General features: G+C 62.3%; 15 protein-coding genes. 9 read left to right on the top strand and 6 right to left on the bottom strand.

What is annotated here, in order from left to right:
• The first annotated feature begins 4 nt into the window (after nt 1–4).
• From recX to OH764_RS14155, 8 genes are all read left to right on the top strand, one after another.
• Nucleotides 5–763, top strand: a complete 759-nt coding sequence (gene recX / locus OH764_RS14190; RefSeq protein WP_498847225.1) for a regulatory protein RecX — start codon at nt 5–7, stop codon at nt 761–763.
• A 158-nt stretch (nt 764–921) separates the two neighbouring features.
• Nucleotides 922–1,659 carry a DUF2889 domain-containing protein gene (locus OH764_RS14185; RefSeq protein WP_087752946.1) on the top strand — a complete coding sequence of 246 codons (738 nt, stop codon included), beginning with the start codon at nt 922–924 and terminating at the stop codon, nt 1,657–1,659.
• Complete coding sequence (gene sucC / locus OH764_RS14180; protein ID WP_498847224.1) at nt 1,656–2,825, top strand: succinate--CoA ligase subunit beta; 1,170 nt, start codon at nt 1,656–1,658, stop codon at nt 2,823–2,825. Before OH764_RS14185 ends, sucC begins: the two co-directional genes overlap by 4 nt.
• A 126-nt stretch (nt 2,826–2,951) precedes the next feature.
• Nucleotides 2,952–3,833 carry a succinate--CoA ligase subunit alpha gene (sucD, locus tag OH764_RS14175; RefSeq protein WP_020069249.1) on the top strand — a complete coding sequence of 294 codons (882 nt, stop codon included), beginning with the start codon at nt 2,952–2,954 and terminating at the stop codon, nt 3,831–3,833.
• A 146-nt stretch (nt 3,834–3,979) separates the two neighbouring features.
• Nucleotides 3,980–4,690: a TerC family protein gene (locus OH764_RS14170; RefSeq protein WP_498847223.1), complete on the top strand. Its 711-nt coding sequence runs from the start codon at nt 3,980–3,982 to the stop codon at nt 4,688–4,690.
• A gap of 98 nt (nt 4,691–4,788) precedes the next feature.
• Nucleotides 4,789–5,412, top strand: coding sequence for a pilin (locus OH764_RS14165; protein WP_020069247.1), 624 nt, complete (start codon nt 4,789–4,791; stop codon nt 5,410–5,412).
• 1,135 nt (nt 5,413–6,547) lie between these two features.
• On the top strand, nt 6,548–8,254 hold the full coding sequence (gene ltrA, locus OH764_RS14160; protein ID WP_498847222.1) for a group II intron reverse transcriptase/maturase: 1,707 nt from the start codon (nt 6,548–6,550) through the stop codon (nt 8,252–8,254).
• A gap of 125 nt (nt 8,255–8,379) precedes the next feature.
• Nucleotides 8,380–10,164 carry a PglL family O-oligosaccharyltransferase gene (locus OH764_RS14155; RefSeq protein WP_498847221.1) on the top strand — a complete coding sequence of 595 codons (1,785 nt, stop codon included), beginning with the start codon at nt 8,380–8,382 and terminating at the stop codon, nt 10,162–10,164.
• A 51-nt stretch (nt 10,165–10,215) separates the two neighbouring features.
• Here the strand turns inward: OH764_RS14155 and moaC are convergent, their stop codons facing one another.
• Nucleotides 10,216–10,692 (bottom strand): cyclic pyranopterin monophosphate synthase MoaC, encoded by a 477-nt coding sequence (gene moaC / locus OH764_RS14150; RefSeq protein ID WP_498847220.1) that lies wholly within the window; start codon nt 10,690–10,692, stop codon nt 10,216–10,218.
• A 173-nt stretch (nt 10,693–10,865) separates the two neighbouring features.
• Between moaC and OH764_RS14145 the strand changes: the two genes are divergently transcribed.
• Entirely contained in the window at nt 10,866–12,611 is a 1,746-nt protein-coding gene (locus OH764_RS14145) for a M48 family metalloprotease (protein ID WP_498847219.1), read from the top strand.
• Between the two features lie 113 nt (nt 12,612–12,724).
• Here OH764_RS14145 and OH764_RS14140 read toward each other — a convergent pair whose 3' ends face one another.
• From OH764_RS14140 to OH764_RS14120, 5 genes are all read right to left on the bottom strand, one after another.
• Nucleotides 12,725–13,297 carry a DUF2946 family protein gene (locus OH764_RS14140; RefSeq protein WP_498847218.1) on the bottom strand — a complete coding sequence of 191 codons (573 nt, stop codon included), beginning with the start codon at nt 13,295–13,297 and terminating at the stop codon, nt 12,725–12,727.
• Nucleotides 13,290–14,402 carry a YheT family hydrolase gene (locus OH764_RS14135; protein WP_498847217.1) on the bottom strand — a complete coding sequence of 371 codons (1,113 nt, stop codon included), beginning with the start codon at nt 14,400–14,402 and terminating at the stop codon, nt 13,290–13,292. Before OH764_RS14135 ends, OH764_RS14140 begins: the two co-directional genes overlap by 8 nt.
• A 40-nt stretch (nt 14,403–14,442) precedes the next feature.
• The gene (locus OH764_RS14130) at nt 14,443–14,889 is read right to left on the bottom strand and encodes a nuclear transport factor 2 family protein (protein WP_498847216.1); all 447 of its coding nucleotides are present in this window, start codon (nt 14,887–14,889) and stop codon (nt 14,443–14,445) included.
• Nucleotides 14,890–15,069: 180 nt separating this feature from the next.
• Nucleotides 15,070–16,095 carry a lipopolysaccharide heptosyltransferase II gene (waaF, locus tag OH764_RS14125; RefSeq protein ID WP_027778876.1) on the bottom strand — a complete coding sequence of 342 codons (1,026 nt, stop codon included), beginning with the start codon at nt 16,093–16,095 and terminating at the stop codon, nt 15,070–15,072.
• Between the two features lie 352 nt (nt 16,096–16,447).
• A complete protein-coding gene (locus OH764_RS14120) occupies nt 16,448–16,642 on the bottom strand; it encodes a zinc-finger domain-containing protein (RefSeq protein WP_020069238.1) in 195 nt (64 codons plus the stop codon).
• Nucleotides 16,643–16,701: the final 59 nt, after the last annotated feature.

Here is a 16,701-nt window from a genome sequence, read left to right as displayed (position 1 = left end):
TTACGTGATACGCAAGGGCCGGCCACTGTCCGAGACCGGACGCAACGCGGGCGGCCCGCGTAATGACGAGAACGATTCGTTCGATCCGTCCGAATCGTTCGACGCGCATGATCGCGCTGCGGGCCGTGGCCCGCGGCGTGCCCAGTCCCAAAACCCGCCTGCTAGCCCAAATTCCGCGGATTTCTCGGACCCATTCGAGACTGCAGGAAATACCACGGCTACTGAGCCCACGTATAGCCGCTCACGTGACTCACGCCGAGCATCCGCCGACGCGAAATCCGGGCAAAACGAAGCGAAAAAATCCCAACGTCCCGCACGTTCGCTTAAGGGTCGCGCGCTCGGCTATCTGTCTCGTCGCGAATATAGCCGCAGCGAACTTGCGCGTAAGCTGAAGCCGTTCGTCGAAGAGAACGACTCGCTAGATACGCTGCTTGATACGCTGGAAGCCGAGAACTGGCTGTCCAATTCGCGCTTCACCGAAAGTCTGATTCATCGCCGGTCGTCGCGGATGGGCGCGAGCCGGATCGTCGGCGAATTGAAGCAACATTCTGTCGATCAAACGCTCGTCGAAGAGGCGAGCGCCCAATTGCGCGAAACCGAGCTTGCGCGCGCCCAAGCGGTGTGGCGCAAGAAGTTCGGCGAACTTCCACAGACATCGGCGGAGCGCGCGAAGCAGGCGCGTTTTCTTGCATCGCGCGGTTTCTCGGGCGCCACCATCGGCAAAATCCTCAAAGGCATCGACGAAGGATGGAGCGGTGACTAGGCGCACGCAGGGGAGTAGTCCGCGACCGCGCGCACAGCGTCGTCGAGCACGAAACCGGCTCTGGGCGGCCCGCAGGCCGTTCCGCCGCATTCGGGGCTGTCTCAAATACCCAGTATGCTAAAATTCACGCGTTTTCCAATTCGGCCTTTCCTTTCCGCATGCCGCTTTCCTCGCCAGTGCCCCGTCAATTGCGCCATCGCCGCGCAATCAGAGCGGAAGCTTTTGAGCGAGCCGATGGCCTGTGGGATGTGGAAGCGTGCTTGACCGACGAAAAGCCACGCGATGTGGCGCTTGCGTCGGGCGTCCGGCCCAATGGTCAACCGATCCATGAACTCTGGCTTCGCATCACCATCGATCGCAAGCTCAATGTCGTCGACGCCGAGGCGTCGTCCGACTGGGTGCCCTATCCTGGGCTATGCCAAGCCAGCAATCCTGCCTACCGTGCCCTCATCGGGCTCAATCTGCTTCACAACTTCCGTCGCGATGCTGCCCGTTTGCTGGCCGGCACGGCTGGTTGCACGCATCTCACCGAGTTGTGCGCGATCCTGCCGACCGCTGCTATCCAGGCGTTTGCCGGCGACGTGTGGGATACCGGTGACAAGGCAGCAGGCGCGAGCGCCAGTTCAGAAAATGAGTCGGCCGACGGTACCGCCGAACGTTTAAACGACAAACCGCCATTCCAGTTGGGACGCTGCCAGGCACTGCGTTTCGACGGGGAGGCAGTGCAGAAGTTTTACCCGCGCTGGTATGGCTACGCGCCACGCCCAGCTGACCGCCCGGCATCGCCAGACAACGGGGCGGCCCGCCAAGAAGGCAGGGGCAATGCGCCCGGCATGTTGGACGGTAGCGGAAACGAAGTTCAATCCAACTCTCAGACTGAAGGGAATCACGCATGAAGATTCACGAGTACCAGGGTAAGGAAATCCTGCGGAAATTCGGCGTCGCGGTACCGCGCGGCAAGCCGGTCTTCTCGGTGGATGATGCGGTCAAGGCCGCGGAAGAGCTCGGCGGCCCGGTTTGGGTCGTGAAGGCTCAGATCCACGCGGGTGGCCGTGGCAAGGGTGGCGGCGTGAAGGTTGCCAAGTCGCTGGAACAGGTTCGCGAATACGCGAACCAGATCCTCGGCATGCAACTCGTCACGCACCAGACTGGTCCGGAAGGCCAGAAGGTGAATCGCCTGTTGATCGAAGAAGGCGCGGACATCAAGAAGGAACTGTATGTCGGCCTCGTGATCGATCGTGTTTCGCAGAAGATCGTCGTGATGGCATCGAGCGAAGGCGGCATGGACGTCGAAGAAGTCGCGGAAAAGACGCCCGAGCTGATCCACAAGGTTGCGGTCGATCCGTCGACGGGCCTGAAGGACGCCGAAGCTGACGACCTCGCGAAGAAAATCGGCGTGCCCGACGCATCGATCCCGCAAGCGCGCGCGATCCTGCAAGGCCTCTACAAGGCATTCTGGGAAACCGACGCATCGCTCGCCGAAATCAACCCGCTGATCCTGACGGGCGACGGCAAGGTCATCGCGCTCGACGCGAAATTCAACTTCGATTCGAACGCACTGTTCCGTCATCCGGAAATCGTCGCGTATCGCGATCTGGACGAAGAAGATCCGGCTGAAGTCGAAGCGTCGAAGTTCGATCTGGCGTACATCTCGCTCGACGGCAACATTGGCTGTCTGGTGAACGGCGCCGGCCTCGCAATGGCAACGATGGACACCATCAAGCTGTTCGGCGGCGAACCGGCGAACTTCCTCGACGTGGGCGGTGGCGCCACGACCGAGAAGGTCACGGAAGCGTTCAAGATCATGCTGAAGAACCCGAACCTGACCGCGATTCTGGTCAACATCTTCGGCGGCATCATGCGCTGCGACGTGATCGCGGAAGGCGTGATCGCGGCGTCGAAGGCCGTGTCGCTGAAGGTGCCGCTCGTGGTCCGCATGAAGGGCACGAACGAAGACCTGGGCAAGAAGATGCTCGCTGAATCCGGTCTGCCGATCATTGCGGCTGACAGCATGGAAGAAGCGGCTCAGAAGGTCGTCGCGGCCGCTTCGGGCAAGGCGTAAGCCTAGTCCACAGCGCGTTTACCAGGATTAACCAGGATTACGAATGGCATCGCGCGAGCGACGCTGGCGGCGAACGTGTCGTCCAGTGGCGCCCCCGCGCGACGCCAAACGAACAGAGGTCAATACATGTCGATTCTGATTAACAAAGACACCAAGGTCATCACGCAGGGCATCACCGGCAAAACCGGTCAGTTCCACACGCGTGCTTGCCGTGAATACGCAAACGGCCGCGAAGCGTACGTTGCCGGCGTGAACCCGAAGCGTGCCGGTGAAGACTTCGAAGGCATTCCTATCTACGCGAGCGTCGCTGAAGCCAAGGCTGAAACGGGCGCGACCGTGTCGGTGATTTACGTGCCGCCGGCGGGCGCTGCTGCCGCAATCTGGGAAGCAGTCGAAGCCGACCTGGATCTCGCGATCTGTATCACGGAAGGCATTCCCGTGCGCGACATGATCGAGATCAAGGACCGCATGCGTCGCGAAAACCGCAAGACGCTGCTGCTCGGACCGAACTGCCCGGGCACGATCACGCCGGACGAGCTGAAGATCGGCATCATGCCGGGCCACATCCACCGCAAGGGCCGCATCGGCGTCGTGTCGCGTTCGGGCACGCTGACGTATGAAGCAGTCGGCCAGTTGACGGCGATCGGCCTCGGTCAGTCGTCGGCAGTCGGTATCGGCGGCGACCCGATCAACGGTCTGAAGCACATCGACGTGATGAAGATGTTCAACGACGATCCGGAAACGGACGCCGTCATCATGATCGGCGAGATCGGCGGTCCGGACGAAGCGAACGCGGCTGAGTGGATCAAGGGCAACATGAAGAAGCCGGTTGTCGGCTTTATCGCTGGGGTGACGGCGCCCCCGGGCAAGCGCATGGGCCACGCCGGCGCGCTGATCTCGGGCGGTGCCGATACGGCCGAAGCGAAGCTGGAAATCATGGACGCATGCGGCATCAAGGTCACGAAGAACCCGTCGGAAATGGCGCGTCTTCTGAAGGCCATGCTGTAAATCGAAACTGGCGCCCAGTTCGAGCGCCTTTTTTGATACGCTTACGAGATCCTTTCGTTAGCGTGCGGTTTCAAGAGCGGGGGAGTTAAACACTCCTCCGCTTTTTTAATTGGCCGCGCTTCCCGTTCCCTTCTATTCTTCCGTTCATGTTCGAGTTCCTCGCCACGCTCCATTGGGGCGCAGTCATTCAAATCATCGTCATCGACATCCTGCTGGGTGGCGACAACGCCGTCGTGATCGCGCTCGCCTGCCGCAACCTGCCGCCAGCCCAGCGCACGAAGGGCGTGCTGTGGGGCACGGCGGGCGCCATCCTGCTTCGTGTCGTATTGATCGCGTTCGCGGTCGCGCTGCTCGACGTGCCGCTGCTGAAGTTCGCGGGGGGGCTGTTGCTGTTGTGGATCGGGGTTCGCCTGATGGCGCCAGCGCACGACGCGCACGAGAACGTGAAGCCCGCTGACAAGCTGATGGCGGCAATCAAGACGATCATCGTCGCGGATGCCGTGATGAGTCTCGACAACGTGATCGCCATCGCAGGCGCAGCCGAGGCCGCCGACCCGCAGCATCGCCTAGCGCTCGTGATTTTCGGGTTGGTGGTGAGCATTCCGTTGATCGTATGGGGCAGCCAGTTGGTGCTGAAGCTGCTGGACCGTTTCCCGATCGTGATTACGCTCGGCGCCGCGTTGCTCGGCTGGATCGCGGGCGGGCTCATCATCAACGATCCGGCAGGCGACCGTTGGCCGGTCCTCGATACGTCCGTAGCCGAATATGGCATGAGCATCGCCGGTGCGCTGTTCGTCGTGATCCTCGGCTACCTGATCAAGCGCCGCAACGCGAATCGCGCGGCGGCTCAACATTAGCCATTCGGCCGACTATGTGACACGAGCGTCGCTCGCTACGATGGAAGCGCCTGTTCCCGATCCGTGGGGCAGGCGTTTTTCGTTTCTGGAGCCTGCCGATGATCGTCACTTTGCCTTATTCCCCATATTCTCAGTCCGCGCTGATCTCACAGTCGCGGCTCACGCGAGCACGCTGGTCGTCTACATTTGCGCGCGCGTGCCGGCGCCTCGGCCTCGGTTTTACGCTGATCGAACTGATGATCGTGCTCGCGATTGTCGGCGTGATCGCGGCCTACGCGATTCCCGCGTATCAGGACTATCTGGCGCGCAGCCGTGTCGGGGAGGGCTTGTCGCTTGCGGCGTCGGCGAGACTCGCCGTATCGGAAAACGCGGCGAGCGGCAACGCGTTTAGCGGGGGCTATGCGTCGCCGCCCGCAACGCGCAACGTCGAGTCCGTCCATGTCGACGACGACACGGGTCAGATCACCGTCGCCTTCACGACACGTGTGGCTCCGTCCGGCTCAAACACGATCACGCTTGTACCGTCGGTGCCCGACAACGTCGATGCACCCACCGCACGCGTTGCGCTGACGAAGGGTTCGGTGCAGGCAGGCGCGCTCGCGTGGGAATGCTTCGCTGGCGGTAAAACGGCGTCCTCTTTGCCGGCGCCAGGCGCAGGACCGAGTCCTGTCAACGCGCCTACGCTGTCGTCGAACCTTGCACCGCCCGAGTGCCGCACGTAATGCAACGGGCGGGCGCATGGCGGGCAGTTCGAGCGTAAATCGCTGATTTTCGGGATATTTCGGCAGGGCCGGCGCACAGCACAAGGATTTTTTTGTATAGTGCGCCGGTTGGTGCGACACGCACGCTCGTGTCCGTTCGCTCACGTTACGAGCATCGACTGCAGTAAAGATGCGCTTGAGGCCCCTTCGGGGGCGATTTCTAGTAGCTGAGTGTGTGGTCCTTCGGGACTACGCCCCATATTTTTGTGAAGCGTGACCCGGGCTTGTCCAGCCGGAGGATCGCATTGTATTGACCTGATTACCGTCAGGCCCCGCCCAGTCAGCGGCTTCATCTCCGCCGACCAGGCGGGATGTCGTGTGCAATTCCTGCGCTTTCAACAGCAACGGATTCGCAAACCGATACGAGCGAAAGCTCGGTGTGTCATTGTTTTGCCTTACCTGATGTCCGGGTGAGGAAGTGAACCTGCTGTACGACCAGCAGTAGCCTAGGAAGACATGCGTCACTGGCAACGGTGGGGTGTGAAGCTCTTCTGACAATGTAGCCCCCGGACGTTTCGGGCAGATCGGCTCCGCGAGGAACGATCTGGAGACTCCCAGCAGCAAGGGGGTTGAGGAGCTAGGCTGGCTGATAGGGTTAATGTAAGTGAACTGCTGATAAACCTCGTAAGCACTGAGGAGCCAAAGCTGCTTGAACATTGGGCTCTAACCAAAAGGTACGTGGCTGGTTAATCCGCTCAACCGTCGGATTACGTCGTCACTTAGCCACCGGGGAAGAGGCAGAACCTACGTCAGTCGTGTGACATGCCGGGAACGTGGTAAGCCTGTATGGTTGCCAGCGCAGTAAGGCTGGCAGGCGAACCGCAAGGGACGCTGTTGATTGTGCAGGTATGGGAGGACGGAAAAAGCGAAAGCCGGGCTGTAATGGTTCGGATAGGGGTTGGGACATCACCCCACGCGAAAGCGGGCAGACTTCCGTCTGGTCTACCGTCGCAAGACGGCTGACTACCCTCTGTAACTTGGTCAGATGCAGGTGCATGCGCCTGCATTGAGTTTTGTTGTTCCCCAGCGGGGTGTATCTGCCCCGCTGGGGGAGATGCGCCTTCTGTCTGGGGACTTTTCCAGGTAGGAGAGCAGCATGAAAGTATCTGGTCGGAAGTCCGGATCTGCGCTTTCCCACGCGCCGGACAACTGGCACGCCGTAGATTGGCGTCGGGTTGAACGGAACGTGAGAGGGATGCAGATTCGAATTGCGAAGGCGACGCGAGAAAGTGACTGGCGCAGGGTGAAAGCCTTGCAACGGATGCTGACTCGCACGTTGTCCGCAAAGTTGTATGCGGTACGACGTGTTACGCAGAACCAGGGTGCGCGAACGGCTGGAGTTGATCGCGAGCTATGGGATTCGCCTGAAAGCCGGTGGCTTGCTGTCGGCAGGTTGAAGCGGCACGGGTATAAGCCTCTGCCTCTACGGAGAGTCTTTATCCCCAAGGCCAACGGGAAGGAGCGCCCTCTGGGCATTCCGACCATGCAGGACAGGGCGATGCAAGCCTTGTATCTGCTTGCCTTGGAGCCGGTAGCAGAGTCGACGAGTGACCCGAACTCTTATGGGTTCAGGCTCAATCGTTCGACGGCTGATGCCATGTCTCAGATTTTCGTTGTCATGGCCCGTCGTCGTTCAGCGCAATGGGTACTTGAAGCGGACATCAAGGGATGCTTTGACCACATCAACCACGAGTGGCTGGAAAACAATGTCCCGATGGACAAAGTGATCCTTCGCAAATGGTTGAAGGCTGGCCTGATTTACAAAGGGCAGCTACAGGCGACGGAGGCCGGTACGCCGCAGGGAGGCATCATCTCTCCGACGCTGGCAAACGTGACGCTGAACGGGCTGGAACGTGAACTGATTGCGTACCTCGGTGCGAAATTTGGGATCGGGAAAGCGAACAAGCTAAAAGTGAATGTGGTGCGATACGCGGACGACTTCGTCATCACTGGCGACTCGAAAGAGATGCTGGAACACGAAGTCAGGCCTTGGATAGAAACTTTCCTTGAAGCACGGGGATTGCAACTATCGGAGGAGAAGACCCGGATCGTTCACGTTGACGAAGGCTTTGATTTCCTTGGGTGGAACTTCCGGAAGTATTCGGGAACGCTGCTCATCAAGCCGAGCAGGAAGAACGTGCAGACGTTCTATCGCAAGGTGGCGGATACGATCAGCGGTCACAAGGCGGTAAAGCAGGAGGAGTTGATCCGATTGCTGAATCCGATGCTACGAGGCTGGGCGCAATATCACAGCCCTGTAGTAGCCAAGCAGGCGTATAGCCGCATGGAGTCGTTGGTGTTTTACAGGCTCTGGCGGTGGTCGAAGCGGAGGCATCCAAACAAGAGCGCGGAGTGGGTGAGACGGAAGTACTTTCACTCGCTTGGCAATCGGCATTGGGTGTTCGCCGCTCCCGTAGTTCAAGAGGACGGCAGCAAGGGTTTGCTTGAGTTGTACCAGATCAGCGGTACGGACATCAGGCGCCACAGGAAGGTCAAAGGGGAATTCAATCCGTTTGATCCATTGTGGGAGCAGTACAGCGAGCAATTGCGGCAGGATCGCATGGAGTACTCGATGCGTTATCGCAAGCAATGGGTGGCGCTGTACAAATCACAGAGCGGCTTGTGTGCGCACTGTGGCTGGGCTCTGACGAACGAGACCAGTTGGCACGACCATCATCTGGAATATCGGATGCATGGTGGGACCAACGCTCTGTCGAACAGGGTTTTGCTGCACCCCGACTGCCACCGGCAGGTACACGTTGGTAAACTTGTGGTAACTAAGCCGGCTCCGTCGTTGCACTGACGGGGCTTTGTAAAGAAATATGTAGGCTTGAGCCGTATGCGGGGAAACTCGCACGTACGGTTCTTAGGGGGCCCCTGTTCCGCAAGGAAGGGGGGCTACCCTACCTGACGCCCACCGCTTATTCGATGCCCACCCCTTTCGCGCGCTACCTTTCTCTCGTTCTGTTGGCTCTCGCGTTGGTGCTGCCTTATGCAGTCGTCAACCATACCTATCCGATTCCGACGTTTTACGCGGAGTTCACCGCGCTCGCGCTGTACCTGTTGATGGGCGCGGGCGTCGTCTTCCTGATCGCGAGTTCGCGGCCGCGTATCGGCTTTGCGTCTCCCGTCGTCGCACTCGTGCCGTTCCTGTTCGGCTTGCTGCTAATCGCGCAGTCGGTGGTGTTGCCGGTCTCCCAGCCGTCGATGAACTGGCTCGGCGGCGGCTTTCTGCTCGCCGCTTTCATGGCGACGCATGCGGGCTACGGTTTCGTACGCGCGAAGCTCAATGAGACGGCGCTCCGGTGGGCCGCCTCAGCGCTGGTCGTCGGCGGTCTTTACGCGGTGTTCTGCCAGGTCATCCAGCTTTTTCATCTCGAGGCGCGAGTATCGCCGCTGGTCGTTGCATACAACGTGACCGTCGAGCGCCGGCCGTTCGGCAACATGGCGCAGGCGAATCACCTCGCCACTTATATCGCGTTCGCGATGGCGGGCGCACTGTTTCTCGTCCAGACACGCCGGATCGCCGTCGCCATCTGGGCATTGGTGTCCACGCTCTTCGCGGTCGGACTCGCGCTGACTGTCTCGCGCGGACCGTGGCTGCAAATGGGCGTGATCGTGGTAGCCGGTTTCTGGATGGCGTTTGCGCAGACTCGCGCCGAGCCGCAATTGCGCCGCAGTCATCGTCAGTGGCTTATTCCGATCGCGTTGGGGGTGCTGTTCTTTGTCGTCAACGCGCTGATTCGATGGGCCAACGTGCGTTATCACCTGGAGCTGGGGCAGTCCGCGGCCGATCGCTTCAAGGATGCCGGCCAAATCGCGCCGCGGCTTGCGCTTTGGAAATACGGCTGGACGATGTTCCGGACCCATCCGCTGATGGGCGTCGGTTGGGGCGAGTTTCCGAGTTACCAGTATCAGTTCGCGAAGACCCTTGGCGGGGTCGAGATCGCCAACAATTCACACGACATTTTTATCGACCTGCTCGCGAAGACAGGCTTGATCGGCCTCGCGATCGTGCTGTTTGGTCTCGTTACGTGGCTGGTGCGGGTAGTGCGCGCGCCGCAGAGCGCCGCGCGTGTTTTCGGCATCGCGCTGATCGGCGTGCTCGTCATGCATGCGCTCGTCGAATATCCCCAGCAGTACATGTTCTTCCTGCTGCCTGCCATGTTCGTGTTCGGCCTGCTGGAGACGCGCCCGCTGCGTCTCGTGCCCGCGCGCTTGTCGTTCGGCGCGTTTGCGGTGGTCGTGTTCGGCGGCATTGCTGCGCTGTATCCTGTTTATCGCGATTACGCGCGCGCCGAGGTGCTGTACTACGGCTCGCGTCCGGCCGAACAATATCGCGCCGATCCGTCGTTCCTGTTCCAGGCATGGGGCGAATACGGTATGGCCACACTGTTGCCGATGGATTCGACGGATCTGCGACACAAGCTCGCGATGCACCGGCAGGCGATGGCGCTGTTGCCCGGCGAAACCGTGCTGCGTCGTTATGCGGTGCTGCAGGCGTTGAGCGGCGATACGGCCGCGGCATTCGACACCGTTGAGCGACTGAAAATCTTCGCCCAGGAGTTGAAGGACTGGCCTTCGCAATTGAGCTACCTGTACCAACTCTGCGATGAGCAGAAAACGCTCGCCGGCTTCAAGGCGGAACTGGTCAAGCGTTATGGCATACCTTCGGGCGACGTCGCGCCGGACGACGACAGCGACGAGGATTGAGCCGCGCAGTCGTTTGAAGATGAGTCGAAGCGGGGCGACATGAGTGGGTATTCAGCCCGCCACCCAATCCCCCGATTTCCCGCCATGCTTCTCCAGCACCTTCACATCGGTGATTGTCATTCCCCGATCCACCGCCTTGCACATGTCGTACACCGTCAGCAGTCCAACCTGCACGGCGGTGAGTGCCTCCATCTCAACTCCGGTTCTGCCCAGCGTCTCGACCTGCACGGTGCAATGCACGCCCGGTAGAGTCTCGTCGAGTTCGAAATCCACTTTGACGCGCGTGAGCGCAAGCGGATGACATAGCGGAATCAGGTCGGCGGTGCGCTTCGAGCCCTGGATTGCGGCAATGCGCGCGACGCCAATCACGTCGCCCTTTTTGGCGTTGCCGTCGCGGATCAATGCGAAGGTTTCCGGCAGCATGCGAATCGAACCGCGTGCGATGGCAATGCGCTTCGTCTCCTGCTTGCCGCCGACGTCCACCATGTGCGCGTCGCCGGCAGCGTCGAAATGAGTGAGTTCAGGCATGGTTGGCTCCTTCAGAGGGCGCCTATCATAGCAGTGCGGCGCGGACGTCTGGCTTGCACGAGCGAGCCGGATCCGCGCAACGGCTGATTACAATTGCGGCGTGCCCGTTTATCTTAGACCGCTTGTCCTTGAGCGGACGGCGTCGCTTTCCGAATCCGTCATACGAACTCGCAATGTGTCCGAACCGGTTCCTTGCTGCGTTGCTGTGTGTCGCGCTTGCGGCGCCGCCCGAGGCGTTCGCGCAAGCGCGGGCCGCGTCCGGCGTCGCGCCTGTCGTTACGCAGTCCGCTGAGCCGCCGCTCGTCAGCGGGCCGGTGGAGTCTTACTCCGATCCGATGGTGCCGCCTGAGATCGCCCAAGGCGTGTTCGGCGTGTACGGCGGCGCGGAAAGCCGCTTTTCCGGCAATTTTGGCTTGAACCGCGGCGGCAATTCGGCCGGTGGCGGAAGCAACGACGGCTGGCGCGCGCCGATTGCCGCGCAGCAACTACCTGATCTCGGCAGCGGCGGCTCGGGCTCGCTTACGCCGCAGGCGGAGCGCAAGCTCGGCGAACGCGTCATGCGCGACTTGCGCCGGGACCCGGACTATCTCGACGACTGGCTGGTACGCGACTATCTCAACTCAGTCGCCGCGAAGCTCGCGGCGGCGGCCAACGCGCTCTATATCGGCGGCTATCGCCCGGACTTCGATCTTTTCGCGGTGCGCGACACGCAAATCAACGCCTTCTCGCTACCAGGCGGTTTCATCGGCGTGAACACGGGGCTGATCGTCGCCACCCAAACCGAGTCCGAACTCGCGTCCGTGCTCGGTCACGAAATGGGGCACGTCCTTCAGCGCCATATCTCGCGAATGATCACCGCCAGTGAGCGCAGCACCTACGCCGCGCTCGCCAGCATGCTATTCGGCGTTCTCGCGGGCGTGCTCGCGCACAGCGGCGACCTGGGCAGCGCGATCGCGTTTGGCGGCCAGGCTTATGCCGTCGACAACCAGTTGCGTTTCTCGCGATCCGCTGAGCACGAGGCCGACCGCGTCGGTTTTCTTCTGCTCGCGGGCGCAGGCTACGATCCTTATTCGATGATTACGTTTTTCGGCCGGCTCGACCGCGCGGCAATGAGCGACACCGGGATACCGGCGTATGCGCGCACCCATCCGCTGACTGGCGAGCGGATCGCCGACATGGAGGACCGCGCTCGCCGCGCGCCTTACCGTCAGCCGCATCAGGCCGCCGAATACGGGTTCGTGCGTGCGCGAGCGCGTCTGTTGCAGGACCGCTCCCGCAGCGAGTACGCGGACGAGATCTCGCGGATGCGCTCCGAGATCGAGGACCGCACCGCGCTGAACATCGCGGCGAACTGGTATGGCGTTGCGTTTGGCCAGATGCTGCTCGAACGTTATGACGACGCGGCGGCTTCGCTGGCGTCGTCACGCGCGGCGTTTGCCGCGGTCACACAGGCGGCGAGTGACGCCGGCCGCAGTTCGCCAAGCCTCGACGTGCTGGCCGCCGACATCGCGCGGCGCGCGGGCCATGACGACGAAGCCGTCCGTCTCGCCGACCTCGCGCAAAAGCGCTGGCCACAGTCGCATGCCGCTATCGACATGCACATACGCACGCTGCTGACGTTGCGGCGATTTACCGAAGCCCAGGCGCTAGCGCAGAAAGAGACGCAGGCGCAGCCCGATCAGCCCGCATGGTGGTTGTATCTTGCGCAGGCAAGCGTGGGGACTGGCGACGCGCTCACGCGGCGTCGGGCGCTCGCCGAAAAGTTCGCGCTCGAAGGCGCGTGGCCGTCGGCGATCCGGCAACTGAAGGACGCGCGTGATATGAAGACGATCGGCTATTACGACCTCGCGACCGTCGACGCCAGACTGCATGAGATGGAGAAGCGCTACCAGGAAGAGCGGCTCGACGAGAAGGGCTAGGCGCGGGTTGAGCGGTTCCGCGCTACGCGAGCATGGTGAGAGGCGCGGCTGTCAATTGAATGCGCGCGCGTGAGCCGCACGGGTTGCGCGGCAGATTGCCAAAGGCTTCTGCCTCAAGCGTTCGCCGCCGGACTTTGCACAAAGCCGAAGCGCGACGCAATATCCGCCCGACACACGGGCTCCAGCGACAGCTTCACGCCGTCGTTCCAGTGGAATTCGCCGCTCAGCGAATCTTCGGCGAGCGCTGCATGATCCGCGAAAATTTCGAGATCGTGATCGTGCAACACGGCCACTCGCGGCTGCGCGGAGGTGTCGGCGAACAGAATGCCGCCTTCGTCATCGGCCAATACCGCCGACGGCTCGAAATCGTTGCCTGCGTGGTCTTTCAGCGCCAGCGTGCCGTTGGGTTCGACTACCAGGCGCACGACCCAGGGCGTGTAACCGAGTTCCACATATACGCGCTGCGGACCGTTCTGAAAGAACCATTGCCCGCGTTCGTCGCGCTCGTAATTGCGGTTGATGAAGCCCAGCAACGCCTCGTGACGGATCGGCACGCCCGACGAACCGCTCGCCTGCGCGGCCTCGTCGCGCATACGCCAGTTGCCGCGCCGGTCGAGCATCAGCCAGCCGGTGCAACTCGGTACGTTCGGCCACTTGGCCAACGCCTGCTTGACGATGTCATCCATGATCGACGTGCTGCTCCAGGTAGCCGAGCACGCGCCTCGAAAGCCAGTCGATGCGGCCCGGAAACGGTCCGGTCATGAAGCCGGCGTGGCCACCGTGCCGCGGCTGATCCAGTTCCACCGCCGCCGACACCTCATGCTGTGACGGCAACGCCTCGGCCGGCAGGAACGGATCGTTCCGCGCGTTCAGCACGAGCGTGGGCACCTGAATGTGAGGCAACAACGGTCGCGTGGTTGCCGCACTCCAATAGTGGTCAGTATTGCGAAAGCCGTGCAGCGGCGCGGTGACGACGTTGTCGAACTCGTACATCGTGCGGCTTGCAAGCATCGCGTCGCGGTCGAAAAGACCCGGAAATTGCACGAGCTTCTGCGAAGCTTTCAGCTTGAGCGTCTTCAGGAAGTTGCGCGTATAGACGAGGCCGAAGCCCTGCGACAACGCTCGACCGCCAGCGTGCACGTCGATCGGCGTGGAGATCGCGGCGGCGGCGGAGATGATCGACGCCGCGTCCTCACGCTGCTCGCCGAGCCAGCGCAGCAGCACGTTGCCGCCGAGCGAGACGCCCGCTGCGGCGATCGGCCCGCGATGCACAGCGCGCAGGCGCCGCAGGACCCAATCGACTTCGTTGCTATCGGCGAGATGATAAAAGCGCGGCAAGCGATTCAGCGGGCCGCTGCAACTGCGGAAATGCGGCACTACGCCGTGCCAGCCGTACTCGCGCGCGGCCGCCATCAACGTGGACGCGTAGTGCGATGCTGAACTGCCTTCCAGGCCGTGGAACAGGACGAGCAACGGTGCGTCGGCGGCCGGAACTGGGGTTGCCGTATCCGCTGCAAGCGTCGGGCGCGGCTCGCTGCCGTGCACGACCCAATCGACGTCGATGAAGTCGCCGTCAGGCGTGTCCCAGCGCTCACGGCGGAACGCCACCGCCGGACGTCGGGCAAACAGCGACGGCACGATGGTCTGCACATGCTTGTTCGGCAGCCAGAGCGGTGCGCGGTAGAGCAGGTCGATGGCCACTTCGACAGCAGCTTCGGCGCGCGTCGCGCCCGAAGACGTGGATCCGTCTTGCATCGTTGCCGATGAGGACTTGCTGCGGAGCGTGCTCATGCCGGTCGTGGAGCGAGAGTGCGGCGGCGCCGACCGCGCGTCAGTGAAGCGACCCTTGGCCATGTCGCATCTTCGTGGCGAACTGGCTGGCTGCTTCGTTCGGCATAGGGCTCGCGTGAATGTGCGCGATGCGCCACTCGCCGCGTTCGTGAACCATCACGTAGGTGGTGAAGACCATTGCAGGCAAGGCTTTCGGATCGACCGGGCGATGCGCTTCCGCGATTGCGTAGACGACGGTGCCGAGGCTGTCGTACACGCGAATGTCGAGCGGCTCGATCGAGACCGGCGCGGCTTCGAGCTGGATCTGCAAGCCGGCCCGAATGCTCTCGAGGCCGTGCAAATGCGAGCCGTCGGCACAGATGCAGCTGACGAACTCTTCATCGATCCACAGGCCCATCAGGCTGTCGATATTGACCTCGGCGACAGCCTGGTAATAGGCGTTGAGGGTATCGGCGGCAGCTTCGAAGATATGGGCAAAACGTGGCATGGCTCGTCAGTCTCTTGTGCGCGGCGCGCGGTTGCGGGGCAGCGGTCAGCGGGACAGTCCGGCGCACCGGACAATCGCCCCGTGCGCCAGAATGCCCGCGCCGCAAGGCGTGAACATGACGCGACGCGCTCAGGGGCGTGCGGTGTTGCGTGCGAGTGCTGCGTACGAGTGTCAGCCGGCTCAGCGATGCGCGAGCAACATGCCGCGCAGATCGCCGAAAACCTGCTCGGCGCTCAACTGCTTCAGACAGTTCAGATGACCAAGCGGACACTCGCGCTGAAAACAGGGGCTGCATTCGAGATGAAGCCATTGTACCTTCGCGAGCTCCGACAAGGGCGGCGTGTGGCGCGGATCCGTTGAACCGTAGACGGCCACGAGCGGCCGGCGCAGCGCCGCGGCGACGTGCATCAACCCCGAATCGTTCGTGACGACCGCGTTGGCTCGCGCGATCAGCGCGCATGCTTCGCCGAGCGCCGTCTGTCCGCACAGATTGCGCACGTTGGGCGCTTTCTCGGCGATCGCCTGCGCCAGCGGCGCGTCCTTCGGGGAGCCGAGCGCGACGATCTGCGTGTACGGGAACGACTGTCCGACCATTTGCGCGAGCGCCGCGAAATGCTCGGGCGGCCAGCGCTTGGCCGGGCCGTACTCCGCGCCGGGGCAGAACACGAGCAGCGGCACGCGCGTGTCGAGGTTAAAGCGCGCCGACACGCGTGACGCTTCGTTCAGGTCGGCGTCGAGCCGCGGCATTGGCAGGTCGTCGGGGATTTTGGCGCCCGGAGCGTAGGCGAGGGCGGCGTAGTGGCCGACCATCGGCGGACGCTCGTCTTTGCGCGGATTTGCGTGGCGCACGTTCAGCAGGCCGAAACGGCTTTCGCCGGTATAGCCGATCCGCAAGCGGATGCCCGCCATCCACGGAATCAGCGCCGACTTGAACGAGTTCGGCAACACGTACGCCGCGTCATAGCCGACGTCACGCAAGTCGCTCGCGAGTTGCCAGCGGCGCAGCATCTGCAGCTTGCCGTGCGCGAGGTCCGTCGCGTAGACATCATGGATTTCCGGCATGCGTTCGAGCACGGGCGCGACCCAGGAGGGCGCGACCGCGTCGATGGCGATGCGGGGATGCAGTTTCACGAGGCGCGCAAACAGCGGCTGCGCCATCAATGCGTCACCGATCCAGTTCGGTGCGATAACCAACGCGCGACGCATCAGAGTGATTGTCCGGTGTCGAAACGAAGCGCCGCGCGCGATGCGCGTTGCGCTTCGGATAGGTAAAAGTGAAAGGGGAAGCCGTCAGCGAGGCGACGCGATGCCGTCATGGCTGTCACGCCGCGTGGCTGCCTTGCTGCTGCTTGCCCGTCTGCTCGCGATGCCTCGAACGCGCTGCCAACGGAGCGCAATGGAGCGCAACGGAAAGCAACGCGCCGAGGCGACGCATGCGAGGCTGAGTCTCGCGACACCGCGCGTTGCGAATCCACGCGATCAGTCGGACAGGCAGTGACAGGCAACTTCGCAGGCAACGACAGGCAACTTCGCAGACGAGCGAGTCAGAGCGCGAGCTTCAGTGGCCCTTGATGACTTCGCCGTCGCGCAGCTTGTAACGGGTGCTGCAATAGGGGCAGCGCGCTTCGCCGTGCGTGACGTCGATAAAGACGCGAGGATGCGCGCTCCAGCGCGGCATGGCCGGATTCGGGCAGTACGCCGGGAGGTCTTTCGCCGTCAGTTCGACCAGCGGCATTTCCTTGATATCGCTCATGAGACTTTCTCGTTGTATGCAGGGTGCGTGCGGCGCGCCGTCCCGGGCCGTCGTCAAAC

Origin of the sequence: Burkholderia sp. M6-3 (assembly GCF_050858985.1) — a bacterium.
In the GTDB taxonomy this organism is placed as follows: domain Bacteria; phylum Pseudomonadota; class Gammaproteobacteria; order Burkholderiales; family Burkholderiaceae; genus Paraburkholderia; species Paraburkholderia caledonica.
Note: the sequence above shows the minus strand (reverse complement) of the source record. Positions and strands in the feature narration are given on the sequence as shown.